The sequence below is a fragment of the Streptomyces sp. NPDC057963 genome (assembly GCF_042887155.1).
Taxonomy (GTDB): domain Bacteria; phylum Actinomycetota; class Actinomycetes; order Streptomycetales; family Streptomycetaceae; genus Streptomyces.
This window is the reverse complement of record NZ_JBHVPX010000001.1, coordinates 453,011-477,080: the sequence shown is the minus strand read 5'-3', so window position 1 is coordinate 477,080 and position 24,070 is coordinate 453,011. Positions and strand designations below refer to the sequence as shown.

Annotated in this window: 23 protein-coding genes; 16 read left to right on the top strand and 7 right to left on the bottom strand. The window is 72.4% G+C overall.

Going from position 1 to position 24,070, the window contains the following annotated elements; translation table 11 throughout:
- Window position 1 precedes the first annotated feature (1 nt).
- The 5 genes from ACFVT1_RS02240 to ACFVT1_RS02220 all read left to right on the top strand — a co-directional run bounded on the left by ACFVT1_RS02240 (window position 2) and on the right by ACFVT1_RS02220 (window position 6,386).
- Complete coding sequence (locus tag ACFVT1_RS02240) at window positions 2-2,200, top strand: acetyl/propionyl/methylcrotonyl-CoA carboxylase subunit alpha (RefSeq protein WP_389791697.1); 2,199 nt, start codon at window positions 2-4, stop codon at window positions 2,198-2,200.
- Window positions 2,197-3,360 carry an acyl-CoA dehydrogenase family protein gene (locus tag ACFVT1_RS02235; protein ID WP_389791695.1) on the top strand — a complete coding sequence of 388 codons (1,164 nt, stop codon included), beginning with the start codon at window positions 2,197-2,199 and terminating at the stop codon, window positions 3,358-3,360. Before ACFVT1_RS02240 ends, ACFVT1_RS02235 begins: the two co-directional genes overlap by 4 nt.
- A gap of 74 nt (window positions 3,361-3,434) precedes the next feature.
- Window positions 3,435-5,048, top strand: coding sequence for a 4-coumarate--CoA ligase family protein (locus ACFVT1_RS02230; RefSeq protein WP_389791693.1), 1,614 nt, complete (start codon window positions 3,435-3,437; stop codon window positions 5,046-5,048).
- Between the two features lie 16 nt (window positions 5,049-5,064).
- Entirely contained in the window at window positions 5,065-5,805 is a 741-nt protein-coding gene (locus ACFVT1_RS02225; protein ID WP_389792233.1) for an enoyl-CoA hydratase family protein, read from the top strand.
- The gene (locus ACFVT1_RS02220; RefSeq protein WP_389791691.1) at window positions 5,793-6,386 is read left to right on the top strand and encodes a TetR/AcrR family transcriptional regulator; all 594 of its coding nucleotides are present in this window, start codon (window positions 5,793-5,795) and stop codon (window positions 6,384-6,386) included. Before ACFVT1_RS02225 ends, ACFVT1_RS02220 begins: the two co-directional genes overlap by 13 nt.
- A gap of 45 nt (window positions 6,387-6,431) precedes the next feature.
- Here the strand turns inward: ACFVT1_RS02220 and ACFVT1_RS02215 are convergent, their stop codons facing one another.
- Window positions 6,432-7,541, bottom strand: a complete 1,110-nt coding sequence (locus ACFVT1_RS02215) for a citrate synthase 2 (RefSeq protein ID WP_389791690.1) — start codon at window positions 7,539-7,541, stop codon at window positions 6,432-6,434.
- 221 nt (window positions 7,542-7,762) lie between these two features.
- Here ACFVT1_RS02215 and pdxH point away from each other — a divergent pair, with 221 nt between their 5' ends.
- From pdxH to ACFVT1_RS02185, 6 genes are all read left to right on the top strand, one after another.
- Window positions 7,763-8,389, top strand: coding sequence for a pyridoxamine 5'-phosphate oxidase (gene pdxH, locus ACFVT1_RS02210; RefSeq protein WP_389792231.1), 627 nt, complete (start codon window positions 7,763-7,765; stop codon window positions 8,387-8,389).
- A 417-nt stretch (window positions 8,390-8,806) separates the two neighbouring features.
- A complete protein-coding gene (locus ACFVT1_RS02205; RefSeq protein WP_389791688.1) occupies window positions 8,807-9,151 on the top strand; it encodes a PadR family transcriptional regulator in 345 nt (114 codons plus the stop codon).
- On the top strand, window positions 9,148-10,107 hold the full coding sequence (locus ACFVT1_RS02200; protein WP_389791686.1) for a hypothetical protein: 960 nt from the start codon (window positions 9,148-9,150) through the stop codon (window positions 10,105-10,107). Before ACFVT1_RS02205 ends, ACFVT1_RS02200 begins: the two co-directional genes overlap by 4 nt.
- A gap of 99 nt (window positions 10,108-10,206) precedes the next feature.
- Complete coding sequence (locus tag ACFVT1_RS02195) at window positions 10,207-11,118, top strand: phosphatase PAP2 family protein (protein ID WP_389791684.1); 912 nt, start codon at window positions 10,207-10,209, stop codon at window positions 11,116-11,118.
- Between the two features lie 186 nt (window positions 11,119-11,304).
- A complete protein-coding gene (locus ACFVT1_RS02190; RefSeq protein ID WP_389791682.1) occupies window positions 11,305-12,261 on the top strand; it encodes a 4-hydroxybenzoate octaprenyltransferase in 957 nt (318 codons plus the stop codon).
- A gap of 18 nt (window positions 12,262-12,279) precedes the next feature.
- On the top strand, window positions 12,280-13,188 hold the full coding sequence (locus ACFVT1_RS02185) for an oxygenase MpaB family protein (RefSeq protein ID WP_389791680.1): 909 nt from the start codon (window positions 12,280-12,282) through the stop codon (window positions 13,186-13,188).
- Window positions 13,189-13,416: 228 nt separating this feature from the next.
- Here ACFVT1_RS02185 and ACFVT1_RS02180 read toward each other — a convergent pair whose 3' ends face one another.
- A complete protein-coding gene (locus ACFVT1_RS02180; protein ID WP_389791678.1) occupies window positions 13,417-14,751 on the bottom strand; it encodes an alpha/beta fold hydrolase in 1,335 nt (444 codons plus the stop codon).
- Window positions 14,752-14,819: 68 nt separating this feature from the next.
- On the opposite strand from ACFVT1_RS02180, the gene ACFVT1_RS02175 reads away from it, so the two are divergent.
- Together ACFVT1_RS02175 and ACFVT1_RS02170 are read left to right on the top strand one after the other, a co-directional pair.
- On the top strand, window positions 14,820-15,437 hold the full coding sequence (locus tag ACFVT1_RS02175; protein ID WP_389791676.1) for a TetR/AcrR family transcriptional regulator: 618 nt from the start codon (window positions 14,820-14,822) through the stop codon (window positions 15,435-15,437).
- A 53-nt stretch (window positions 15,438-15,490) separates the two neighbouring features.
- Complete coding sequence (locus ACFVT1_RS02170) at window positions 15,491-15,910, top strand: hypothetical protein (protein ID WP_389791674.1); 420 nt, start codon at window positions 15,491-15,493, stop codon at window positions 15,908-15,910.
- A gap of 180 nt (window positions 15,911-16,090) precedes the next feature.
- On the opposite strand, the gene ACFVT1_RS02165 is transcribed toward ACFVT1_RS02170, so the two are convergent.
- Genes ACFVT1_RS02165 through ACFVT1_RS02150 form a run of 4 tightly spaced genes read right to left on the bottom strand, consistent with a single transcriptional unit; the run spans window position 16,091 to window position 19,759 of the window.
- Entirely contained in the window at window positions 16,091-17,332 is a 1,242-nt protein-coding gene (locus tag ACFVT1_RS02165; RefSeq protein WP_389791672.1) for an ABC transporter permease, read from the bottom strand.
- Complete coding sequence (locus ACFVT1_RS02160) at window positions 17,329-18,174, bottom strand: ABC transporter ATP-binding protein (RefSeq protein ID WP_389791670.1); 846 nt, start codon at window positions 18,172-18,174, stop codon at window positions 17,329-17,331. Before ACFVT1_RS02160 ends, ACFVT1_RS02165 begins: the two co-directional genes overlap by 4 nt.
- Window positions 18,171-19,247: a peptidoglycan-binding protein gene (locus ACFVT1_RS02155; protein ID WP_389791668.1), complete on the bottom strand. Its 1,077-nt coding sequence runs from the start codon at window positions 19,245-19,247 to the stop codon at window positions 18,171-18,173. Before ACFVT1_RS02155 ends, ACFVT1_RS02160 begins: the two co-directional genes overlap by 4 nt.
- Window positions 19,226-19,759, bottom strand: coding sequence for a hypothetical protein (locus ACFVT1_RS02150; RefSeq protein ID WP_389791666.1), 534 nt, complete (start codon window positions 19,757-19,759; stop codon window positions 19,226-19,228). The genes ACFVT1_RS02155 and ACFVT1_RS02150 overlap by 22 nt, the downstream gene beginning before the upstream one ends.
- Window positions 19,760-19,886: 127 nt before the next feature.
- Here ACFVT1_RS02150 and ACFVT1_RS02145 point away from each other — a divergent pair, with 127 nt between their 5' ends.
- Window positions 19,887-20,675, top strand: coding sequence for a response regulator transcription factor (locus ACFVT1_RS02145; RefSeq protein WP_389791664.1), 789 nt, complete (start codon window positions 19,887-19,889; stop codon window positions 20,673-20,675).
- The gene (locus ACFVT1_RS02140) at window positions 20,672-21,847 is read left to right on the top strand and encodes a sensor histidine kinase (RefSeq protein ID WP_389791662.1); all 1,176 of its coding nucleotides are present in this window, start codon (window positions 20,672-20,674) and stop codon (window positions 21,845-21,847) included. Before ACFVT1_RS02145 ends, ACFVT1_RS02140 begins: the two co-directional genes overlap by 4 nt.
- A 16-nt stretch (window positions 21,848-21,863) precedes the next feature.
- Here the strand turns inward: ACFVT1_RS02140 and ACFVT1_RS02135 are convergent, their stop codons facing one another.
- On the bottom strand, window positions 21,864-22,619 hold the full coding sequence (locus tag ACFVT1_RS02135; RefSeq protein ID WP_389791660.1) for an SIS domain-containing protein: 756 nt from the start codon (window positions 22,617-22,619) through the stop codon (window positions 21,864-21,866).
- Window positions 22,620-22,842: 223 nt separating this feature from the next.
- Here ACFVT1_RS02135 and ACFVT1_RS02130 point away from each other — a divergent pair, with 223 nt between their 5' ends.
- Window positions 22,843-23,535, top strand: a complete 693-nt coding sequence (locus ACFVT1_RS02130) for a metal-dependent transcriptional regulator (protein ID WP_362195488.1) — start codon at window positions 22,843-22,845, stop codon at window positions 23,533-23,535.
- The last annotated feature ends 535 nt before the right edge of the window (window positions 23,536-24,070 follow it).

Genomic DNA, 24,070 nt, shown 5'->3' with positions numbered 1-24,070 from the left:
GATGACCGGGACGACTCAGACGAATCAGACGACTCGGACGGATCGGACGACGGGAGCGGCTCGGACGGCCGATGCGGTCGGTGCGACGGACGCGACGGACGCGACGGACGCGACGGACGCGACGGACGCGACGGACGCGACGGGTGCGACCGATGCGACGGGTGCGACCGATGCGGCCGGGACGGGCGGGGGGACGAGCACGATCTCCACCCTGCTCGTCGCCAACCGGGGCGAGATCGCCTGCCGGATCTTCCGCACCTGCCGCGCACTGGGCATCGCCACCGTCGCCGTGTACTCCGACGCGGACGCCGACGCGCTCCACGTACGGGAGGCGGACACCGCCGTACGGCTGCCGGGCGCCGCCCCGTCGGACACCTATCTGCGCGGCGATCTCGTCGTACGCGCCGCGCTCGCGGCGGGCGCCGACGCCGTCCACCCCGGGTACGGCTTCCTCTCCGAGAACGCCGCGTTCGCCCGGTCCGTGCGGGACGCCGGACTCGTGTGGGTGGGGCCGCCGGCCGAGGCCGTCGAGCTGATGGCGTCCAAGACCCGCGCCAAGGAGCTGATGGCCGCCGCCGGGGTTCCGCTGCTCGCGCCCGTCGACCCCGGGAAGGCCGGCGTCGGCGACCTGCCGCTGCTGCTGAAGGCGGCGGCGGGCGGGGGCGGTCGCGGGATGCGGATCGTACGTGAACTCGCCGACCTGCCAGGTGAGTTGACGGCGGCCTCCGCCGAGGCCGCTGCCGCCTTCGGGGACGGCGAGGTGTTCGCGGAGCCGTACGTGGAGCGCGGCCGGCACGTCGAGGTCCAGGTCATGGCCGACGGGCACGGCGCGGTCTGGGCGCTCGGCACCCGGGACTGCTCGCTCCAGCGGCGCCACCAGAAGGTCGTCGAGGAGGCCCCCGCACCCGGACTCGGCGACGCGCTGCGGGCCCGGCTGCACGAGGCCGCCGTGACCGCCGCCCGCGCGGTCGGCTACCGGGGCGCGGGCACCGTCGAGTTCCTCCTCGGAGCCGACGGGCGGCCGTACTTCCTGGAGATGAACACCCGCCTCCAGGTCGAACACCCCGTCACCGAAGCGGTCTTCGGGCTCGACCTCGTCGCCCTGCAACTGCGCGTCGCGGAAGGCGAACCGCTGCCCGCCCCCGCGCCCCCCGAGCCGCGCGGCCACGCCGTCGAGGCCCGGCTCTACGCCGAGGACCCCGCCCGCGACTGGCAGCCGCAGACCGGTCCGCTGCTCACCCTGGAGGTACCGGACGAACCCGGACTGCGCCTCGACACCGGGTACACCGGCGGCGACACCATCGGCGTGCACTACGACCCGATGCTCGCCAAGGTCGTCGCCCACGCCCCCACCCGCAACGAAGCCGTACGCCTCCTCGCCCGCGCCCTGGAACGCGCCCGCATCCACGGTCCGGTCACCAACCGCGACCTGCTCGTACGGTCCCTGCGCCACCCCGACTTCCGCGCCGCCCGCCTCGACACCGGCTTCTACGACCGCCATCTGGCCGCCCTCACCGCACCCCCGGACGAGGCGGACCTGCGCCTCGCCGCCCTGGCCGCCGCCCTCGCCGACGCCGCCGCGCGGCAGGACGGCCCCGGCCCCGCCCGCTTCGGGGCCTGGCGCAACATCTCCTCGCGCCCCCAGGTCAAGCGCTACCGCGCCGAACCCGGCGGCACCGAACACGAGGCCGCCTACCGCACCGGGCGCACCGGCCCCGTCCCGGAGACCGGAGAACGGGTCGTCGCCGTCCGCCCCGGCCACGTCACCCTCGAAGCCGACTCCCTCACCCGCCACTTCCACCTCACCGTCCACCGGGACACGGTGTACGTGGACACCGCCACCGGCTCGTACACCCTCACCGCCCTGCCCCGCTTCACCGACCCCACCGACCGGACCGAACCCGGCTCCCTGCTCGCCCCCATGCCCGGCACCGTCGTCCGCGTCGCGGACGGGCTCGGGGCCGGGGCGCCGGTCGAGGCCGGGCAGCCGCTGATCTGGCTGGAGGCGATGAAGATGGAACACCGCATCCTCGCCCCCGCCTCCGGCATCCTCACCGCACTGCACGCCGCACCCGGCCTCCAGGTGGAGGTCGGCGCCCTGCTCGCGGTCGTGACCGAACCCACGGACGCCGCCGCAGCACCCACGGCCGCCGAAACCGCGGACCCCGAATCCGCAGACCCCGCTGAGGAGAACGCATGAGCAGCTCCGTCCTCGAAACCGAAGAGCACCAGGCCCTGCGCGCAGCCGTCGCCGCCCTCGGGAAGCGCTACGGGCGGGACTACATGACGTCCGTCGTACGCGACGGATCCCACCCGCGCGAGCTGTGGGCCGAAGCCGCCAAGCTCGGCTACCTCGGTGTGAACCTCCCCGAGGAGTACGGCGGCGGAGGCGGCGGCCTGGCCGAACTCTCCCTCGTCCTGGAGGAGCTGGGCGCGGCGGGCAGCCCGCTGCTCATGATGGTGGTCTCCCCGGCGATCTGCGGCACCGTCATCGCCCGCTTCGGCACCGGTGCCCAGAAGCGGCAGTGGCTCCCCGGCCTTGCCGACGGCAGCCTCACCATGGCCTTCGGCATCACCGAACCCGACGCGGGCTCCAACTCCCACCGCATCACCACCACTGCCCGCAGGGACGGCGAGGACTGGCTGCTCACCGGGCGCAAGGTCTTCGTCTCCGGTGTCGACATCGCCGACGCCACCCTCGTCGTCGGCCGGACCGAGGACGCCAGGTCCGGCAGGCTCAAGCCCTGCCTCTTCATCGTCCCGCGCGACGCCCCCGGCTTCGGACGCTCGCAGATCGACATGGAACTCCAGGCCCCGGAGAAGCAGTTCGAGCTGGTCCTCGACGACGTACGGCTGCCCGCCGACGCCCTCGTCGGCGAAGAGGACGCCGGACTCCTCCAGCTCTTCGCCGGGCTCAACCCCGAACGCGTCATGACCGCGGCGTTCGGCATCGGCATGGGCCGCTACGCGCTCGCCCGCGCCGTCGAGTACGCGAAGACCCGGCAGGTGTGGAAGGAACCCATCGGTTCCCACCAGGCCATCGCCCACCCCCTCGCCCAGGCCCACATAGAACTGGAACTGGCCCGGCTGATGATGCAGAAGGCCGCCCGGCTCTACGACGAGGGCGACGACATCGGTGCCGGCGAGGCCGCCAACATGGCGAAATACGCGGCGGGCGAAGCCTGCGTCAAAGCCGTCGACCAGGCCGTGCACACCCTCGGCGGCAACGGCCTCACCCGCGAATACGGCCTCGCGTCCCTGGTCACCGCGGCCCGCGTCGCCCGGATCGCCCCCGTCAGCCGGGAAATGATCCTGAACTACGTGTCCCACCAGTCCCTGGGACTTCCCAAGTCGTACTGACACGGGACAGTCCGTCTCTCCACGACGCGGCTGCCCCTCGCGCAGCCCTCGCCGCTCCGAAGGGACCTACCGCCATGGTGCACGTGTTCCACAGCGACCACCCCGCCGTCGAGGCACTCGACCTGCCCATCCACGACGCGGTCCTCGGGCGGGCCACCGCGGCGTTCGGCGACACGGTCGCCCTGATCGACGGGACGGACGACAGCTCCACCCTCACCTACCGGCAGCTCGACGCCTTCCACCGGAGGATCGCCGCCGCCCTCGCCGCCGCCGGAGTGCGCAAGGGCGACGTACTGGCCCTGCACAGCCCCAACACCATCGCCTACCCGGCGGTCTTCTTCGGCGCGGCACGGGCCGGCGCCACCGTCACCACCGTCCACCCGCTGGCCACGGCGGAAGAGTTCGCCAAACAGCTCCGCGACTCCTCCGCCCGCTGGATCGTCACCGTCTCCCCGCTCCTCGAAGCGGCCCGCCGGGCGGCCGGACTCGTCGGCGGCGTCGAGGAGATATTCGTCTGCGACCGGGCGGAGGGACACACCTCCGTACTCGACATGCTCGCCACCACCGCCCCCGAACCCCGCGTCGCCGTCGACCCGGGAGAGGACGTCGCCGCCCTGCCGTACTCCTCCGGCACCACCGGAACCCCCAAGGGCGTCATGCTCACCCACCGCTCCATGGCCACCAACCTGGAGCAGCTGCGCCCCTTCATCCCCATGGGCCCCGGCCACCGCATCCTGGCCGTGCTCCCCTTCTTCCACATCTACGGGCTCACCGCCCTGATGAACGCCCCGCTGCGGATGGGCGCCACCGTCGTCGTACTGCCGCGCTTCGACCTCGTCCAGTTCCTCGCCGCGATCGAGAAGCACCGCATCAGCGGCCTGTACGTGGCCCCGCCGATCGTCCTCGCGCTGGCGAAGCACCCCGCGGTCGCCCAGTACGACCTGTCGTCGCTGGAGTACGTCGTCAGCGCCGCCGCCCCGCTCGACGCCGAGCTCGCCGCCGCCTGCTCCCGGCGCCTGGGGCTGCCGCCCGTGCGCCAGGCGTACGGCATGACGGAACTCTCGCCCGGCACGCACGTCGTCCCGCTCGCCGCCGAGAACCCGCCGCCCGGCGCCGTGGGCAGGCTCCTGCCCAGCACCGAGATGCGGATCACCGCCCTGGACCGCGGGGCCGAGGACGCCCCGGTCGGCACCGACGGCGAGATCCTGATCCGCGGACCGCAGGTGATGAAGGGCTACCTCGGCCGCCCCGAAGCCACCGCCGACATGATCGACGCCGACGGCTGGGTGCACACCGGCGACATCGGGCACGTCGACGCCGACGGCTGGCTCTTCGTCGTCGACCGGGTGAAGGAACTCATCAAGTACAAGGGCTACCAGGTCGCCCCCGCCGAACTCGAAGCACTGCTGCTCGGCCACGAAGGGATCGCGGACGCCGCCGTCGTCGGAGTGCCCGACGCCGACGGCAACGAGATCCCCAGGGCCTACCTGGTCCGCCGGAGCTCCGCGGCGGGCGAGAACCTCACGGCGGACGGCGTCATGGCGTACGTCGCCGGGCGCGTCGCCCCGTACAAGAAGATCCGGCAGGTCGAATTCATCGGCGCGGTACCGCGCGCGGCCTCGGGAAAGATCCTCCGGCGCGAACTGCGCGACCGGGACCAGCCCCACGAGGGGAAGCCCCGTGCCTGAAAGGCAGGACCGGCCCATGGCACCGCCGCTCGCCCCACCCGCCCACGACCGGGGCATCACCACACTCACCCTCGACTCACCGGCCAACCGCAACGCGCTCTCCGCGCGGCTGGTCGGCGAACTCTCCACCGCCCTGGAGGCGTGCGCGGCCGACGACGCGGTACGGGCCGTCGTCCTCACCCACACCGGCACCGCGTTCTGCGCGGGCGCGGACCTGACCGGACCGCCCGACCCGGCGGCCTTCGTGGCGCTGATGCGGCAGATCGTCGCGCTGCCCAAGCCCGTCGTCGCCCGGGTCACGGGGCATGTCCGGGCGGGCGGCCTCGGGCTGCTGGGGGCCTGCGACATCTCCGTCGCCGGCCCCGGCGCGTCGTTCGCCCTCACCGAGTCCCGGCTCGGCCTCGCGCCCGCCGTCATCTCCCTGCCGCTGCTGCCGCGCACCGACCCGCGCGCCGCCGCCCGCTACTACCTCACCGGAGAACGCTTCGACGCGGCCGAAGCGGCCCGCATCGGCCTGATCACCCTCGCCGCCCAGGACGTGGACCAGGCGCTCGTCCCCGTACTGGACGGACTGCGCAGGGCCTCACCGCAGGGGCTGGCGGCATCGAAGGAGCTGGTCACGGCTACTGTGCTGAGGAGTTTCGACCAGTACGCCGAAGACCTCATCGCCCGCTCGGCAGCACTCTTCGCCTCCGCCGAGGCCCGGGAAGGGATGACGGCCTTTCTCGAACGACGGGACCCCGCATGGGTGTTGTGACGCCCTCCACCGACCGGACCCCCAAGCAGGACCGCAGCCGCGCCACCCGCCGACGGCTCCTCGAAGCCGCGGTCGCCTGCCTCGCCGAACACGGCTGGGCCGGCTCCACGGTCTCCGTCGTCGCCGAACGCGCCGGCGTCTCGCGCGGCGCCGCCCAGCACCACTTCCCGACCCGCGAGGACCTGTTCACCGCGGCCGTCGAATACGTCGCCGAGGAACGCTCCGCCGCCCTGCGCGCCCTGCCCGTCCAAGGCCGCACGGCCGTCGTGGCGGCCCTCGTCGACCTCTACACGGGCCCGCTCTTCCGCGCCGCGCTCCAGCTCTGGGTCGCCGCGTCCAACGAGGAGCAGCTCCGCCCCCGCGTCACCGAACTCGAAGCCCGCGTCGGCCGCGAGACCCACCGCATCGCCGTCGAACTCCTCGCCGCCGACGAGACGGAGCCCGGCGTGCGCGAAACGGTCCAGGGCCTCCTCGACATGGCCCGCGGCCTCGGCCTGGCCAACGTCCTCACCGACGACACCGCCCGGCGCCGAAGGGTCGTGGCGCAGTGGGCGGCGCTGCTGGACGAGGCACTGGGCTGAGTCCCGGGGCCCGGAGCGGGGCCCCGGACCGCCCCGGTTCCCCGATCAGTTCCCCAGGTCCGCGAGCTGCTCGTATCCCTCGATCTCCCGGGGATCCCGCGAGCCGGGCCCCACGTACCGCGCCGAAGGCCGCACCAGCCGCCCCGTCCGCTTCTGCTCCAGGATGTGCGCCGACCAGCCCGCCGTACGCGCACACGTGAACATCGACGTGAACATGTGCGCCGGAACCTCCGCGAAGTCCAGCATGATCGCCGCCCAGAACTCCACGTTCGTCGCCAGCACCCGGTCCGGGCGCCGTGCGTGCAGCTCCTCCAGCGCGGCCTTCTCCAGCGCCAGCGCCACCTCGAAGCGCGGCGCGCCCAGCTCCTCGGCCGTACGCCGCAGCACGCGCGCCCGCGGGTCCTCCGCCCGGTAGACCCGGTGACCGAAGCCCATCAGCCGCTCACCCCTGTCCAGGGCCTTCCTCACATACGCGGTGGCGTCGCCGGTCCGCTCGATCTCCTCGATCATGCCGAGGACCCGGGACGGCGCGCCCCCGTGCAGCGGCCCCGACATCGCGCCCACCGCGCCCGACAGCGCCGCCGCCACATCGGCGCCGGTCGAGGCGATGACGCGGGCCGTGAACGTGGACGCGTTCATGCCGTGCTCGGCGGCCGACGTCCAGTACGCGTCGACGGCCTTGACGTGCCGGGGGTCCGGCTCACCGCGCCAGCGGATCATGAACCGCTCGACCACGGACCGCGCCTTGTCGATCTCGCTCTGCGGCACCATCGGCAGCCCCTGCCCGCGCGCCGACTGGGCGACGTAGGACAGGGCCATCACGGCGGCCCGCGCCAGATCGTTGCGCGCCGTCTCCTCGTCGATGTCGAGCAGCGGCTTCAGCCCCCACACAGGAGCGAGCATCGCCAGCGCGGACTGGACATCGACCCGGATGTCACCCGAGTGGACCGGGATCGGGAACGGCTCGGCGGGCGGCAGACCGGGGTTGAACGCCCCGTCGACCAGCAGTCCCCAGACATTTCCGAACGACACGTGGCCGACGAGATCCTCGATGTCGACACCGCGGTAGCGGAGCGAACCGCCTTCCTTGTCCGGTTCGGCGATCTCCGTCTCGAACGCGACGACTCCCTCTAGTCCCGGTACGAAGTCGGACATGGCGGCTCCCTCGGTCGGCGGCTGTACGGAGGCCACAGTGGCCTGCCCCAAGATATTGGCGGGTTCCCACGACGCGGGGAAGCGTGACATCCGGCACAGCTTCCCGATTCACCGGTGACCGGTTGGCACCCCTCCCTGCCGGGCGGACTCGGCCGCTGCGGCAGGATGACCCCGTGCCCACCTCCGATTCCCCCTCCGATTCCACCACCGATCCGGCCGCGATGCGCGAGCAGTACCGCTCCGAGGGCTTCACCGAGGACACGCTGGCCGCCGACCCGATCCAGCAGTTCGCCCACTGGTTCCGGCAGGTCGCCGCGGGCGGGCTGCTCCACGAGCCCAACGCCATGGTGGTCTCCACCGCCACCCCCGAGGGCCGGCCGTCCTCACGCACGGTGCTGCTGAAGAAGTACGACGAACGCGGCTTCGTCTTCTTCACCAACTACGAATCCCGCAAGGGCCGCGAACTGACCGCCAACCCCCAGGTCTCGCTGCTCTTCCCCTGGCACCCGATGGCCCGCCAGGTCATCGTCACCGGCGCGGCGTCCCGTGTCGGCCGCGACGAGACCACCGCCTACTTCCGCACCCGCCCGCACGGCTCCCAGCTCGGCGCCTGGGCCAGCGCCCAGTCGACGGTGATCGGCTCCCGCGACGAGCTGATCCGGCGCTACGAGGAACTCGCCGCCCGCTACCCCGAGGGCGCGCACATCCCCGCGCCCCCGAACTGGGGCGGCTTCCGTGTCGTCCCCGACACGATCGAGTTCTGGCAGGGCCACGAGAACCGGCTGCACGACCGCCTGCGGTACGTGCGCGAGGGCGAGGGCTGGCGCGTCGAGCGCCTGTGCCCGTAGCGAACCCCTCCGGACACGCAGAAACCCGCAGGCTCTGGTCCCTCCTTGCGGAGGAGCCGGCCGGACTTACCGGCGAGCCTGCGGGTCGGTGACTGCTTTGGTTTCGGCAGACAGCCTGCCGAGGTGCACTGGGTGCGACGACGGGCTGTCAGCCCGCAGCCACCTCACGAATCCGATAAGACTGCACTTCTCGGATCACCTCCTTTCATCGCTGGCAGCAGCCTAGGAACCCTTCCGGGACCGCACAACCGAATTAAGCCGGTGTCCTGTGCGGCGGTGGGCCGCAGCTGTCCACGGAGCGGGATACGTGGAGCCGGACGGTTCCGGAGACGGTGACGCGCGCCGCGGGCGTGGAGGCGCTGCCGTGAGCACCCAGGGTCGACAGATATATTTCGTAGCTCGATATATGCTCGACGCATGACCCCAAGGAAGAACCCGTCCCTGACGGAACCGCAGTACTTCATCCTTGCTGCGCTCATGGACGGGCCGTTGCACGGTTACGGCATCATCAAGGCCGCCGAGCGGGCCACCGACGGGCGGCTCCGGATCGCTGTCGGCACTCTCTACGGCGCGCTGGAGCGGTTCGAGCGGGCCGGGCTGGTGGCCGCCGACCGCGAGGAGATCGTGGACGGGCGGGCGCGGCGCTACTACCGGCTCACGGACGACGGCACCCAGGTGCTCGGCCGGGAGGCGCTGCGGATGCAGCAGGCGGCAGCCGTCGTCATCGGACGCTCGCGGGATGTCGGAGTGGCCCGCGCATGAACCGTCTGCTGCTTGCCGCCTACCCCAGGTCCTACCGTTCCCGGCAGGGTGAGGAGCTGCTGGACTGCCTGGCCGAGGCGTATCCCGGCCGTTCCTGGCCCCCGCCGCAGGAGGTCGTGGCCTTGGCGCGTGCCGGGGTGCAGGCCCGCGCCCGTGCCGTCGTCGACGACACGGCCCGACCGTGGTGGCTGGACGGCATCCATCTGACCGCTCTCGTCCTCGCCGCGCTGGCGCTGGTGCCGTACCTGCAGGATGTCTGGCACTGGGGACTGCGCATCGATCCCGGCCGGCATGCCATCGCCTTCCACTTCTCCGGCTGGTACCCGTGGGCGCAAGGTCCCGGCACGCGGACGCGGCTCCTGCCCTACGGGCTGCTTCCGCTGGTCTGCCTGATCGCCCTGCTGCGCGGCAAGCCGTGGATCGCACTGCCGGCCGCAGCGGCGATGATCTGCGCCGGTGCCACGTTCAACAGCAATACGTTCTTCGGCGACGAGGGCAAGGCGGGCCTGGGCTACTACGGGCTGGGCGCCCCGATTTCGGCCCGTGACCTCATGCTGTCGGGGATGCTGTGCACCGCGTGCGCCGTGCTGGCGGTCTGCCGCCCCGGCCGGCTGCGACGCCACTCGTACCGCCGGCTGGTCCCCGTCGTGCTCGCCATGTTCGTGGCCGGGGGCCTGCACATCATCTCCATCGGCCCGGCCTTCCAACGCGGCCTGTTCGCCCTCGAAGTCGCCGCGCTGATCGCCGCGTGGGTGGCGACGGCCGCCACCGGGGACTACCGGTGGCTGATCCCCGTCGCGGCGTTCGCGTTCATCCGCACACAGGCGATCGTCGTCCGGCCGGACTGGTTCATGCAGTCCCTGCCGGACCTGGTCGTCCTCCTCCTCCTGATCGCGCCCCTCCCGGCCCTGGCGATCGCCGCCCAGCGCCGGCAGGGCCGGGCGCTCCTCGAATAGGAGCAGGTCCCCGCTGGGCCGGCCGAGCCCGACGGCCCCTTGCGTGCCGGAGCGGGCACGTGACCGAACTGCTCCCCGACGGACCATGGAAAGAAAACGATGACTCAGCACGATCCCCCGACCCTGCCCACGCACCCGGACACCTCCGGCCGGGTCCCGGGAGCCACGGCCGAACACAGCCCTTCGCGGACGGTACGGCCATGGATCCCGGCTCTGCTGTGCCTCGTGGCGTTCCTGGTGGTCTACCTGATCGCCGTCTGCACCCCGTTCGGGCAACGGGCGGAGAACGCCCTGTTCAACAACAACGGCGCCAACCCGGCATGGATCTACGACTGGTCGGGGACGGCCTACGATTCGCCGGCTCTGCCGCCGCTGGACCAGACCGCCATGCCCACCCTGCTCGTGGGCATCGCGCTCATCGTGGCCGTCACCCTGGTCCGGAGGTGCTGGTGGCAGGGGAGCGCGGCGATCGGGGTCGTCGTGGCCACGCTCGGGAGCAAGGAACTCACCAGGACGATCCTGCCCCGCCCCGACCTGGTCGGCGCGCACGTCAGCCTCATCGAGCCGAGCTTCCCCAGTGGGCACGTGGCCATCCCCGCCGGGCTGGCCCTCGGCGCCGTCCTCGTCGCTTCCCCTCGCGTCCGCCCCTACGTGACAGCGGCCGGCATGCTGTGGCTCGCCGTCACCGCCGGCGCCGTCCTGGCCGCCTACCACCACCGGCCCAGCGACGTGCTGGGCTCCACCCTGCTGGCCTGCGCCGGCTACAGCCTCGCGGCCCGGCTCCTGCCACCCGCCGCCGCACCGGACGTCACGCGGCGCCCTCGCGCGCTGCCGGCCATCGCCCTCGCACTGTCAACGGCCGGCGCGCTCGCCGCCGGCGCACGGGACGACTCCGTTACACAGTCGCTGGTCTTCGCGGCAGCGGCCCTCCTGTGCGCGGCCCTGTTCTGGTACACCGCAGCGGAGGGGCCCGCACGCACCGCACGCCGCACCCGCCCCGCACGGGGGTGACCGCCCGGCCGGTTCCGCAACGACCCGGGCAGCAGCGGCCGGACGAACTCCCGCCCGGCATCCGGCAGTTCATGTCGACGTACCCCTGACCACGATCCACCGCTCAACCATTTGAAGGCACCACCCAGCCGGGGCTAGGTTGGACCGATCGGCATGCAATCCCCCTGGAAAGGGGCATGAATCGGTATGACCGTCGCCTCACAAGCCCCGGCCCAAGCCCCGGCCCAAGCCCCGGCCCAAGCCCCGGCCCAGGGCCGTGCCGCCCGGTTGGTGGGGCGGACCCCCGCCGGGGTGCGGCCGTATCTGGAGTTGCTGCGGCTGGACCGGCCGGTGGGAGCCTGGCTGCTGGTGGTGCCCGGATGGATCGCCCTGGGAGCGATCGCCGGGCCCCGGGACGGGGGCCTGCTCGGGCTGCTGCTCCTGGTGTACGGGGTGCTGTCGAGAGGGGCCGCCTGCGGGCTCAACGACGTGCTGGACGCGCGGTTCGACGCACAGGTGCCGCGTACGGCGGAACGGCCCGTCGCCTCCGGGCGGCTGGCGGCCGGGCGGGCACTGGTGCTGTGTGTCGCGGTCGGGGCCGCCGCTCCGCTGGTGATGGGGTTCTGGAGTGTGGAGGCCGTGGTGTGGGCGGCGGCCGGGGCGCCCCTCGCGGCGGTGTATCCGTATATGAAGCGGGTCACCCACTGGCCGCATGTGTGGCTGGGGATCACCATCAACTGGACGGTGCCGCTGGTGTACGGCCTGCTCACCGGAGGGCTCGGGCTCGGGGGCGGGGTGCTGTACGGGGCGCTGATCTGCTGGGCCGTGGGGACGGACGTGATCTACGCCTGCCAGGACCGGGAGGCCGATGTGCGGGCCGGGGTGCGGTCGGCCGCCGTGCTGCTGGGGCGGCGCAGCCGGGTGGTGGTGGGCGGCGTGTACGCGGGGTGTGTGGTGCTGCTCGCCTGGTTCGGGATCGTGGCCGGGCTCGGGCCGCTGTACTGGCCCGGACTGTGCGTGGTCGCGGGGCAGTTGGGATGGCAGGTGTGGCGGGCCGACCCCGCGGACGTCGGAGCCTGCGGGCGGGCGTTCGGCACCAATCCTCTGTGCGGACTGCTCATCCTCGTGGCCGTGCTCGCCGGGAGGGTCGGTACCCTCGGCTGAGGGACACGGATCCTGGAGGTGCTGGAGGTGCTGGTGGGACTGCGGGAACGGATAGCGGCGGAACTCACGGCGACCATGCACGGCGGGGATCTCAAGCTGGAGCGGTATGCGGGCCCGCCCGGTGATCCCGGGCTGTTCGGGATCGCGCCGGGGGATCCGGTGTGGCGGGTGCACGGGCAGGCCACCGGGATGCTCACCGGCGGGTTCGCCGCGCTCATGCTCCAGTCGCTGCATCCGCTGGCCATGGCGGGGGTCGACCAGCACTCCGACTTCCGCGCCGATCCGGTCGGGCGGCTGAACGGAACCGTACGGTTCATCACCACGACCACCTTCGGCTCCTCGCCCGCCGCCCGCGAGGTGATCGACCTCGTCCGGCGGATCCACACCCGGGTGCACGGCACCGCCCCCGACGGCCGGCCGTACCGCGCGGACGACCCCGACCTGCTCACCTGGGTGCACACCGCCGAGGTACGCAGCTTCCTCGCCGGCCACCAGGCCTACGCACCCCGGCCGCTCCGGCTGACCCCCGCCGAGTGCGACGCCTACTACCGCCAAGTAGCCCCCATGGCCGAGGCGTTGGGCGCACGGAACGTACCGCGCACGTCCCTCGAAGCCGAGCGGTACCTGACTCGCCTCCGCCCCCAACTCCACGCCACTCCGGCCGCGTTGGACTCGGTACTGTTCCTCCGCCGCTTCGGACGCACACGACGGGAGCGGCTGGCCGTAAGCCTGCTCACGAACGCCTCGGTCGGACTCCTCCCCGACTGGGCCCGCACCGAACTCGGCATCCATCGCCCGGCCCCCGTCCGCACCGGCTGGGACCGGCCCCTGGCGACGGTCGTCGGACGCACCCTCCAGTGGGGGCTCGGGCCCTCCCGGATCCAGGCCGCCGCACGGGGGCGGCTGGCGGGGGCGCGGCAGGGATGACGTCGAGATCTTCGAGGCGTCCGGCAGCAGCATGCTTCGGTGGAGGGGAACCGGCGGCTCACCGGGTTTCATGACCGGGCGCGGTCAGGCTTCCGCCCGGCGTGTCCTCCCGCCGTCCGGCCGACAGGACTTTTCCGGACTGAGAGGTCGTCCTTGGCTGTACCTGGCGCAGGGCCCGGACAGCTTCGAGGGTTCGCCGGCCGTCGCCGGTGACGGGCTGCGCCGTCGTCATTCGTGATCGCGCAGGAAGGCAGGGATCTCGTCGCGGGCCGGGTAGTTCGGCAGGGGTGCCGGCTTGCCCTGAAGGAACGCAGTGATGACGGCGGCGGCTCGGTCGTTGTTGTCGTCCAGGCCGTTCCACATGTGGTGTCCGACTCCGGGCATGTACTGCGTGCGCTGGATGGCGGGGTCATTGGCAAGGACGGTGGTCTCCCATTGGCGGACCTGGGAGGAGCACTCGGCGATCATCAGCATCGCGGGGGTCCGGGACTGCCTCAGTCGTGAGGCGACGGAGGGTGAGTCCTTGACCGTCTGCTGGATGCGGAGGCTGGCGGCGGGGCTGAAGGAGAAGTTTTGTGCGGTGTCCTCGGCGGGGATGCGGTGCGCGTCGCGCGCGCAGTAGGCGGATGCGGTGTCGCTGCCGAGGTCTGCCGCGGTGAAGGCGTTGTCGCCTTCAGCCTGTCCGATCAGTCCGGTGCCGGGGCTGAGGAGTCCGAGTCGCATGAGGCCGAATGCCACGGCGTACCGGGGGGCGTGTGTCGATCGCGGTCCGGTCGGGGCCGGCGCGAGGCCCCGTGCTGATTTTCGGCCCTTGTGCCCGGCGATGTGTGCGGTCGGGCCGTCCATGGGGCCGGGCTCAGCGATGATCGCCCGGTGCAAGCGTGCGGCGACGCTCTGGTCGGCCAGGGCTCGGGTGAGCACGGCCCCGCCTGAGGAGAAGCCGAGGATGTCGGCCTTGCCCTTGTCCAGGCGGTCGATGAAGGCGCCGAGGTCGCGGACCGACCTGGAGATCGTGTACTGGCCCATGGGGAGCAGGTCGCTTCGTCCGCCACCGGCCTGTTCGTAGGCGTAGACGTCGTAGCCCTGGCGTGCCAGGGCTTGCAGGAACCGGTGGTCGAGCACCGAGATGCCGCGGACCGGTCCGCCGTTGAGATACACGAGCGGGACGGGATGCCGGGGGCCGGGGTTCACAGGCGGGTAGTGGTACACCGCGACCCGGCTGCCGGTGGACAGGCTCCAGTGCTGCGTAGTCACGAACGGCAGGGCGGGCGGGTACCGGCGGGCCGTCGGCATGGTCGGAACGCAGACCGACGCCGTCAGTGCTGCCGCGACAACCACCGGCAGGAACAGCACGAGCCGCGTCGGCCGACTGCGGCGCCGACCCCGCCACATCGCGAGGGCAGCCCCGACTCCAAGGGCCGGCAACCATGCGGCAAGCCCCGAGCCTGCCCCGTCTGTGAGGGCGATCAGCGCGAGAAAGACGACGACCAGCATCGCGACGGCGGCCAGGGCCGGCAGTAAGCGTCCGGTGAAGCGGACGAGACGTATGGCGGACGTGGGCACGGTGGACCTCCAGCAGTTTCAGAACGCTGTTTCAAAACGACGTTATCAAAGAAGGTAGGGTGTTGGCCGTGGGTAGGCCGAGAACAAACGACGAGGCCGTCAAAGAGCGGCTTGTGGAGTGCGCGACCGAGATGCTCGCCACCCGTCCGCGGGAGTCGCTCACCGTCCGCGCCGTGGCCGCTGCTGCCGAGGCGTCGACGACGGCGGTGTATTCCTTGTTCGGTGGTAAGGACGGGCTGATCGGTGCGGTGCGCGACAGAGCCGTCGCCGGCCTGTTCCAGGACCTGTCGGCGGCGCAGACCTCCGCGGACCCTCTCGCCGACCTCTACGCGCTGGGCGTCGCCTACCGCCGTTGGGGGCGCGGACACAGCCACCTGTACACGGTGCTGTTCGGTGGTGTGCAGTCCTTCGACCCGTCGGGGGAGGCCGGTGCCAGTGACCCGATCCGTCCGCTCCTCGCGGCGATCGATCGCGCGTTGGCGGCGTCCGTCCTCGTCGGCGAGGCAACGTCGATCGCCCTGTCGATCTGGGCCACCCTGCACGGGCTGGTGACTCTCGAACTGGCTGGGGCCCTCGACGCCGCCACGGCCGAGGCGGCATTCCGATCGGCGATTCACGCCACGTTGCGCGGATGGGCGAACCCGGCGGTGTTCCGCAGCCTTCGCCACGCCGAACTCGCTCATTGACAGGATCAGGGCCGGTTATCCGGGCCCTCCCGGTCCCTGCCGGGGCGGAGTGCGTGGTCGGTGAAGACCGGCATGCCAAGGTCGACCAGCTGCGGCCGACCATCGGTCGGAGATCGCTTGAGGCTGTTGGGCTTGGCCATCGCAGCGTCGAAGCCGACCTGGAGTCACTCGACCTCGCCGAGCCGGTCGTTGGCACGGGCCTCGCGGATACGTTCTCGGAGGTTCTGGGTGATCTCGATGAGGCGTGGCCTCTGGCGGCGGCGTGGGATTTTCGGGTTGTATCGGAGCCGGCCCTCGCCTCGGTACGGATCGAGCGGATTGTGGTGGGCGCGGGGACGGCGGCGCTCGGAGCGCGCCAGCGGCACTGGGTTGATCAGCGGGCCGTCGCCGGTCTCGATCCAGAAGGTGTGGAAGCTGCGGATCGCAGCGTTGCTGTCCGGATGGTGCGGGGCTTGTGGCGGTCGTCCAGGTAGGGCTTCCTGGTGATCGGGTTGGTGGTGCCCGCTGTCGCGGTGGACACCGTAGCCCGCCCCTCCTCACCGAAGACCAGCCACGGCACCACGCCCGGGTTTGCGGCGACGCGGTCCGGCCGGGAGGCGGTGCCGGCCGCTCCGTCGTGGAGCCCGGCACCGCCCCCCGGCCGGGGCCCGTCCTCACGCCGCGTGCAGCGCCAGCGTCGGTGAGAGGCGGGATGCCCGCACCGCCGGGTAGAGGCCCGCGATCGTGCCGATCACCAGCGTCGCGCCGAAGCCGCCGCCGACCGCCCACGGCGGCACCACCCAGGGCAGCCCGCCGGAGTACGCGTACACCCCGGTCGCCGCCGCGCCGAGCGCCACGCCCGCCAGGCCGCCCAGGCCGGAGAGCATCAGCGACTCCGTGACGAACTGGATGCGGATCTGGCCCCGGGTCGCGCCGAGCGAGCGGCGCAGCCCGATCTCGTACCGCCGCTCCAGCACCGAGATGATCATGGTGTTGGCGACCCCGACGCCACCGACGAGCAGCGCGATGCCGCCCAAGCCCAGCAGCAGGCTGCTGAACGCCCCCTCGGTCGCCGCCTTCGCCCGGAGCGCCGACGACGGGTCGGTGACCTTCACGTTCTGCGGGTTCTGCGGGTCGACCGTCGCCGCCATGACCTTGCGTACGTCCTGCACCGCCGCGTCGTCCGAGCGCTCGTACACCGACGTCGGGTGGCCCTCGAAGCCCAGCAGGCGCTTCGCGCCCTCCCAGCCGACCAGTGCGGAGCGCTCGATCTCCGGTGCGAGCGGCAGCGGGGCGAGGATGCCGACCACGGTGAAGTACCGGTCGCCGATCCACACCTGCCGGCCCGGAGCGGTGATGCCGAGACGCTCCGCGGAGACATGGCCGAGCACGACGGAGGGGTAGCGTCCGGTCGCGTCGTTGAGCCAGGCGCCGCTGCGGATCTCGCCGCGCAGCACCCGCAGCAGGTCGCCGGTGGTCGCCTTGACGGTGATCCCGCCCGTATCGTCCTTGTCGATCTTCTCGTTGCGCCGTGCGGTCGTGTCGAGGTCGGCGGTCGCGCCCACCTCGTGGACGCCCTTGATCCGGCCCACCATCCCGACCGCGGCCTCGGGCAGCTTGACGTCCTTCCCGGCGAACATCGAGTCGCCGGGGGAGGCCACGAGCAGGTTGGTGCCCAGCTTGTCGAGCTCCCGGAGCAACTGGGCCTGGCTGGAGGCGGAGATGCCCACCACCGAGATCATCGTCGCGATGCCGATGGCGATGCCCAGGGCGGAGAGCACCACCCGCATCGGCCGGCTGCGCAGCCCCGCCGAGCCGACGTGCAGCACGTCCCGGGGGCGGAGCCGGGCCGCTCTCAGCTGTCCCCGGCCCCGGCCCCGGCCGCCGGTGTCGCGGTCCGCGCGCCGCGCCCTCACTGGTCCGCTCCCGTTGCGGCGTGGTCCGCTCCCGTGGCGGCCGGGGAGCGGCCGTTGCCGGACCCCTCGCGTACGCCCGCGGACGGGTCGCGTACATCAGCAGACGCATCGCGTGCGCCCGCGGACGGGTCGCGTACGTCAGCAGACGCATCGAGTGCGCCCGCGGACGGATTGCGTACGTCCGCGACCACCTGGCCGTCCCGGATGCGCACCTCGCGCGGCAGGTCCCGGGCGATCTCGGTGTCGTGCGTGATGACCGCGATGGTGGCGCCCTCCCGGTTGAGGTCGCGCAGCAGCTCCATCACCGCTGCCCCGGACGACGAGTCGAGCGCCCCGGTCGGTTCGTCGGCCAGCAGCAGCGCGGGTTCCCCCACGACGGCCCGCGCGATGGCGACCCGCTGCTTCTGTCCGCCGGAGAGCTGGTGCGGCTTGTGGTCGAGGCGGTCGGCGAGCCCGACCCGCTCCAGCGCGTCGGCGGCCCTGCGGCGGCGTACGGCACGGGACAGGCCCGAGTACAGCAGCCCCTCCGCGACGTTGTCGCGGGCGCTGACGCCCGGCACCAGGTGGAACGCCTGGAAGACGAAGCCGACGTGCTGGGCACGCAGCGCGGAGAGCCTGCGGTCGGAGAGCGCCGCCACGTCGTGCCCCGCGATGTGGACGGACCCGGCGGTGGGGCGGTCCAGGGTGCCGATGATGTGCAGCAGCGTGGACTTGCCGGAGCCGGACGGGCCGACGATGCCGAGGAGTTCGCCCTCCTCGACGGTGAGGTCCACCCCGCGCAGGGCGGCGACCGGCCCCGGGTACTCCTTGGTGACGCCGCTGAGGCCGACGACCGTGCTCATATCTTCGGCACCCCGACCTTCATGCCCTCGCGCAGCCCGCCGCCGGACACCTCGACCCGGCCGCCGGCGAACATGCCGAGCTCGACCTTCACGTCGCGGGCCGTGCCGTCCTGGACGACCTGGAGGCCGAAGCCGCCGGCGGGCAGCGCGAGCAGCGCGTTCACCGGGACGCTGAGGACGTCCTTGTGCACCTCGCCGGTCAGGTTCACCGTGACCGGCGCCTGGTCGAAGCCGCCGACCTTGTCCGGCTTGTCGAAGGAGACGGTCAGGGTGACCTTGGGGCTGTTGTCCTGCGGGTCCTTGCCGGGCTTCGCCGTCCGGCCGACCGAGGAGACCGACCCGGCCGCGCTGCTGCCGTCCGGCAGATCGACGGTGACCTTGGTGCCCGCCTTGGCGAGCTGGCTCTCGGCGACGTCGAGCTCGAACGTCACGATGCGCTCGGAGCCGGTCGTGGTGAGGACCGGAGCGCCGGGCTGGGCCAGTTCGCCGACGGCCGCCTCGACGCTCTTGATCCGGACCTCCCCCGGGGCGAAGGCGATGTCCTGCGGCCCCACCGTTCCGGTCCGCTTGCTGTTGTGGGACTTCTGCCAGCGCTTGACGGCGGCCGCGGTCAGCTCGGTGTACTCGTCGTCCGGGGTGAAGCCGGTGTAGCCGAGCTCCACGAGATTGCGCTCCAGCTGCTCCACGTCCCGGCCCCGGTCGCCCGGCTTCAGCGTCCGGTACATCGGCCCCGAGCCGTACATCAGCCACACCGCCCGGCCGTCGACCTCGTACAGCCGCTCGTTCCGCTTGACCGTCGAGCCGGTGCGCGGCGTCCAGGTCATGGTGCCCGCCCCGCCCGCGTTGACCTTGCGCTGCTTGTCGTAGCCGAGCGTCCCGTCCGCCTGGGCGCTGTCGCGCAGGTCGCCGCGCTCGATCGCGGCGGTGGCCGGGGGCAGCCCGGTGTTCTTCGGGCCACCCGTCTCCCCGGCGGAGCCGAACTGGGTGAGAGCCAGCGACCCGGCCGCCACGGCGAGCACCGCCGCGGCGGCCACCACGACCCGTCCGCGCCTCACCGCCCGGCGCTTTCGCACGCCGCGTTGGCCTTCTCGAACTTCTTCATGTCCTTCTGCTGCATCGCGGGCGCCTGCGCCATCCCGCCGTCGAACTTCGGGTCGGGCATGTCGATGCCGTTCTTGCGCATGCACCGGGCGAAGGCGAGCATCTTGTCCTTCTGGGCCTGGGTCATCTCCTTGATCCCGCCGCCGACCGCCTTGTCCTGGCAGGCCTTGAACGCCTTCTCCATCGTCTCCTTGCTCTTGCCGCCGCCGTTGATGGTCATTCCGCGGCCGTCCTCGCCCGGCTTCGGCTCCGGGACATCCAAGCCGTGCTCCCGCAGGCACTTGCGGTGCTCCAGGGCCTGGTCCGCGTCCGTCTTCTTGGTGTCCGAAGCGGATCCGGCGCTCTTGGTTCCGCTTCCGCTTCCGCCCCCGTCGCCCGAGCAGGCGGTGGCCGACAGGACGACGGCGGCGGCGATCAGGCAGGCGGCGGCGACGCCGCGACTTTGTGAGCGGGTGGTGGTCCGGCGGGAAATGATCGGGTTCATGAGGACTCCTCGTCCGTTGCTGACAGGCCGGGTACGAACAGCCCGAGCGTGCGTGAGGAGCCGGTTTCGTTTCTCTCAGGCCGGATGTTTACACCGACGAAACACCGCTTTCGGTTACACAGGACCCATGCGTGTGCTGGTGGTGGAGGACGAGGAATTCCTGGCCGGGATGATCGCCGAGGGGCTGCGCCGCGACGCCGTCGCGGTGGACATCGCCACGGACGGCCGGGCGGCGCTGGACCGGCTTCGGTTCGGCGCGTACGACGTGATGATCCTCGACCGCGATCTGCCGGGGCTGCACGGCGACGAGGTGTGCCGGCAGGTCGTCGGCATGCGCCTGCTGACCCGGATCCTGATGCTCACCGCGTCCGGGACGGTACGCGACCGGGTGGCCGGACTCGGGCTCGGCGCCGACGACTACCTGACCAAGCCGTTCGCGTACGACGAACTCCTCGCCCGCGTCCTGGCGCTCGGCCGCCGGGCCCGCCCCGCTCTCCCGCCGGTCCTGGAACGGGCCGGGCTGACGCTGGACACCGCCCGCCGCCAGGTCTGCCGCGACGGCCGCTACCTCTCGCTCTCCCGCAAGGAGTTCGCCGTGCTGGAGACCCTGCTGCGGGCCGAGGGCGCGGTCGTCAGCGGCGACGACCTGATCGAGGAGGTGTGGGAGGAGGACACCAGCTACCGCACCAACGCGGTCCGGGTCACCCTGTCCAAGCTCCGCGCCAAACTGGGCGCGCCTCCGGTGATCGAGACGGTCCCGGGGGCCGGCTACCGCATCGGGGACGGCCTCGCTGACAGGCCGGGGGACCACGGCCCCGCGGGTGGACCGGTGGGCGGCGACGCGACCGGACCGGTGAACGGGCCGGCGGACCAGCCGGGCGACGGCTCCGCGAACCGGTGGGGAGAGGGCCGGTGAGCAGCGAGCGCGCCCGGCTCACCGCGCTGTACGGCGGACTGCTGGTGCTGGCCGGCGCCCTGCTGATGGGCCTGGTCTACCTGCTGGTCAGCGAGGGCCTCTACGCCAGTGTGCTGACCGCGGTGGCCCCGGCGGTCCCCGACGGGGCCGCCATCAGGTCGGGCGTGGCCTCCGCGCCCGAGCCGCCCGTGTCGTACTGGGCGCAGACCAAGGTCATGGAACCCGGGCAGTACGCGGTGGCGCGGAGGGTCAGCACCGCCGCCGGGGACGCCGCGCTCAACCAGCTGCTGACGGTCTCCGGGGTCTCCCTCGCCGTCTACTCGGCGCTCTCCGTCGCGCTCGCCTGGTGGATGGCGGGCCGGGTGCTGCGGCCGGTCGGCGTCATCACCGCCCGCGCCCGCCGGCTCTCCGGCAGCAACCTGCACGAACGCCTCGCGCTGAAGGCCCCGCCCGGCGAGCTCAAGGAACTGGCCGACACCTTCGACGGGATGCTCGACCGGATCGAGGAGCTGGTCGCCGCCCGGCAGCGGTTCGCCGCCAACGCCGCCCACGAGCTGCGCACCCCGCTCGCCGTGCAGCGGGCCGCAGCCGAGATCGGCCTCGCCGACGACCCGCCGCCCGAGAAGGTCGCCTGGATCCGGGACAAGCTCATCGACACCGCCGTCGGCAGCGAGCAGCTCATCGAGGGACTGCTGCTCCTCGCGGTCTCCGACGAGGGCCTGCGGCGCCGCGAGCGGGTCGGACTGGACGCGACCGCGGCCACGGTGACCGAGGCGCTGGAGGCGGAGGCGAAGGCGCGCTCCATCACCGTGGAGGCGGAGGTCCGGCCGCTGCCGGTCGAGGGCGACCCGGTCCTGCTGGACCACCTCGTGCACAACCTGGTCGCCAACGCGCTGCGCCACAACCACCCCGGCGGGACGGTACGGATCCGGGTGGGGCCGGGCGGTCTGGAGGTCGCCAACACCGGGCCGGTGGTGGACCCGGCGACCGTGCCGCTGCTGTTCGAACCGTTCCGCCGGGCGCAGGCCCGCCGCCACGCTCCCGGCGAGGGGGCCGGCCTGGGGCTCTCCATCGTGGCGTCGATCGCGAGGGCGCACGGCGGCGAGGCGAGTGCGACGGCGAACCCGGGCGGCGGACTGACGGTCCGGGTCGTGCTGCCGACGTGCGCCTGACGGCGGCCCGGCGCGATCAGCGCCGGTAGAAGATCCGGTCCCGGTACTCCGTCATGACGCGCCCGTTCCACTCGTGACCGCCGTCGACGTTCCCCGACCGCAGCATCGGCGGCTCGATCCCGCGCGCCACGAGCTGCTCCGCCGCGGCGGCCATCATCGCCTGCATCACCGCGCTGGTGACCACCGTCGACGCGGGTCCGAACGGCGCCTCGATGCCCTCGACGGTCAGCTCCGCGTCGCCGATGGAGATCTTGCTGTCGAGCACGATGTCGCAGTGGTCCCGAAGGAAGCCGCCCGAGGCGTGCCGGGACCGGGTGCCGTCCGCGTACGCGACCGAGGTGACGCCGATGACCTTCAGGCCGAGCGCGCGCGCGTTCATCGCCATGTCCACCGGGAGCGCGTTGCGCCCGGAGAGCGAGATGATCACGAGGACGTCGCCCGCCCTGGCGGGGCTGGAGTCCAGGACCGCGCCCGCCAGCCCGTCGACCCGCTCCAGCGCCGAACCGAGGGTCGCCGGCATGACGTCGACGCCGACCGTCCCCGGGACGGCCAGCAGGTTCATCAGGGCGAGGCCGCCCGCCCGGTAGACGACGTCCTGGGCGGCGAGCGAGGAGTGCCCGGCGCCGAAGGCGAAGAGCCTGCCGCCCGCCGCGACGGTGTCGGCGATCGCGGCACCGGCGGCCGCGATGGTGCCGGACTCCTCGTCGCGTACCCGCTCCAGCAGGCCGATCGCTGCGTCGAAGAACTGACCGGCCAGCTTGCTGTCGCTCATCGAGGAGCCCTTTCCGGCGGGGAAGAAGTTACGAGGAGGAATGGTCGCGAGGCGTCCGTGCCGCGGATCACGTTGCGGTCTGGACCAGTGGCCTGTCAATACCGCCCGCGCCGCTCCGCTGCGCGGTGTTCGGTCGGCACGGCACGGTTGTCAGCGGTATGCGTCAGAATTGGGTGAGGGCCAGCGCACGACGTTTTTCCTGTCACAGCATCGAGGGGCACGAATGTCCGGACTGATCGACACCACGGAGATGTATCTCCGCACCATCCTCGAACTCGAAGAGGAAGGCGTGGTCCCCATGCGCGCCCGGATTGCGGAACGGCTGGACCAGAGCGGTCCGACGGTGAGCCAGACGGTGGCGCGCATGGAGCGCGACGGCCTGGTGCAGGTCGCGGGCGACCGCCACCTGGAGCTGACCGACGAGGGGCGCCGCCTCGCGACCCGCGTCATGCGCAAGCACCGGCTCGCCGAGTGCCTGCTCGTCGACGTGATCGGCCTGGAGTGGGAGCAGGTCCACGCCGAGGCGTGCCGCTGGGAGCATGTGATGAGCGAGGCCGTGGAGCGGCGGGTGCTGGAGCTGCTGCGCCACCCGACGGAGTCCCCGTACGGGAATCCCATCCCGGGCCTGGAGGAGCTGGGCGAGAAGGCCGAGGCGGATCCGTTCCTCGACGAGGGCATGGTGAGCCTGTCGGAGCTCGATCCGGGCACCGAGGGCAAGACGGTCGTCGTGCGCCGGATCGGTGAGCCGATCCAGACGGACGCCCAGCTGATGTACACGCTGCGGCGGGCGGGTGTGCAGCCCGGTTCCGTGGTCAGCGTGACGCAGTCGCCCGGCGGGGTGCTGGTCGGCAGCAGCGGCGAGGCGGCGGAGCTGGACACCGAGGTCGCCTCGCACGTGTTCGTGGCCAAGCGCTGACGGATATACGAACGGGTATGCGAATAGATGCGCGAACGAAGGTACGGGGTGCCGACGGGCGCTGAATCATGACGTCCGCTTGCTGTTTTTCCGTCCGGAACCGCAGCGCCGGGGCGGATCCCGTGCCAGGCTGTGGCTGAGGCATACCTGAGAGTGTCGGCCATCTGGCCGCGCGGTCGGGGAGGGAGCAGGTGCATGCGCCCGTCGTACGTGCTCGTTCGGCGTATTCGGCATGCCCGGCGCGCGCCCCGGAAGGCCGCTGCCGTGCTCCCGGCCGCCCGCGCATGCGCTCCGGCGCCAGCCGCCGAAAGCGCTCCGGCGCCGACCGTGCCCCGTAGGACAGCAGAGGGCCCCGGCGCCGTGCGGCGCCGGGGCCTGTCCTCCCCTGTTTCGACCCGGAGCCCCGAGCTCTCGAGGTCGGTCCCTGCGGGCCCTCATCCCCGAGTGGCCCGCCTCCCGGTGAAGGTCTCCCCTCCGCGGCTGCCATCAACCCTTGGAGCCGGTCACTCGAACGAGGGGTCTTGGTTGCCGGAAC

Coding starts and splice junctions, on each gene's coding strand:
- ACFVT1_RS02240 (WP_389791697.1), top strand. CDS start 2: ATGACCGGGACGACTCAGACGAATCAGACGACTCGGACGGATCGGACG.
- ACFVT1_RS02235 (WP_389791695.1), top strand. CDS start 2,197: ATGAGCAGCTCCGTCCTCGAAACCGAAGAGCACCAGGCCCTGCGCGCA.
- ACFVT1_RS02230 (WP_389791693.1), top strand. CDS start 3,435: ATGGTGCACGTGTTCCACAGCGACCACCCCGCCGTCGAGGCACTCGAC.
- ACFVT1_RS02225 (WP_389792233.1), top strand. CDS start 5,065: ATGGCACCGCCGCTCGCCCCACCCGCCCACGACCGGGGCATCACCACA.
- ACFVT1_RS02220 (WP_389791691.1), top strand. CDS start 5,793: ATGGGTGTTGTGACGCCCTCCACCGACCGGACCCCCAAGCAGGACCGC.
- ACFVT1_RS02215 (WP_389791690.1), bottom strand. CDS start 7,541: ATGTCCGACTTCGTACCGGGACTAGAGGGAGTCGTCGCGTTCGAGACG.
- pdxH (WP_389792231.1), top strand. CDS start 7,763: ATGCGCGAGCAGTACCGCTCCGAGGGCTTCACCGAGGACACGCTGGCC.
- ACFVT1_RS02205 (WP_389791688.1), top strand. CDS start 8,807: ATGACCCCAAGGAAGAACCCGTCCCTGACGGAACCGCAGTACTTCATC.
- ACFVT1_RS02200 (WP_389791686.1), top strand. CDS start 9,148: ATGAACCGTCTGCTGCTTGCCGCCTACCCCAGGTCCTACCGTTCCCGG.
- ACFVT1_RS02195 (WP_389791684.1), top strand. CDS start 10,207: ATGACTCAGCACGATCCCCCGACCCTGCCCACGCACCCGGACACCTCC.
- ACFVT1_RS02190 (WP_389791682.1), top strand. CDS start 11,305: ATGACCGTCGCCTCACAAGCCCCGGCCCAAGCCCCGGCCCAAGCCCCG.
- ACFVT1_RS02160 (WP_389791670.1), bottom strand. CDS start 18,174: ATGAGCACGGTCGTCGGCCTCAGCGGCGTCACCAAGGAGTACCCGGGG.
- ACFVT1_RS02150 (WP_389791666.1), bottom strand. CDS start 19,759: ATGAACCCGATCATTTCCCGCCGGACCACCACCCGCTCACAAAGTCGC.
- ACFVT1_RS02145 (WP_389791664.1), top strand. CDS start 19,887: ATGCGTGTGCTGGTGGTGGAGGACGAGGAATTCCTGGCCGGGATGATC.
- ACFVT1_RS02135 (WP_389791660.1), bottom strand. CDS start 22,619: ATGAGCGACAGCAAGCTGGCCGGTCAGTTCTTCGACGCAGCGATCGGC.
- ACFVT1_RS02130 (WP_362195488.1), top strand. CDS start 22,843: ATGTCCGGACTGATCGACACCACGGAGATGTATCTCCGCACCATCCTC.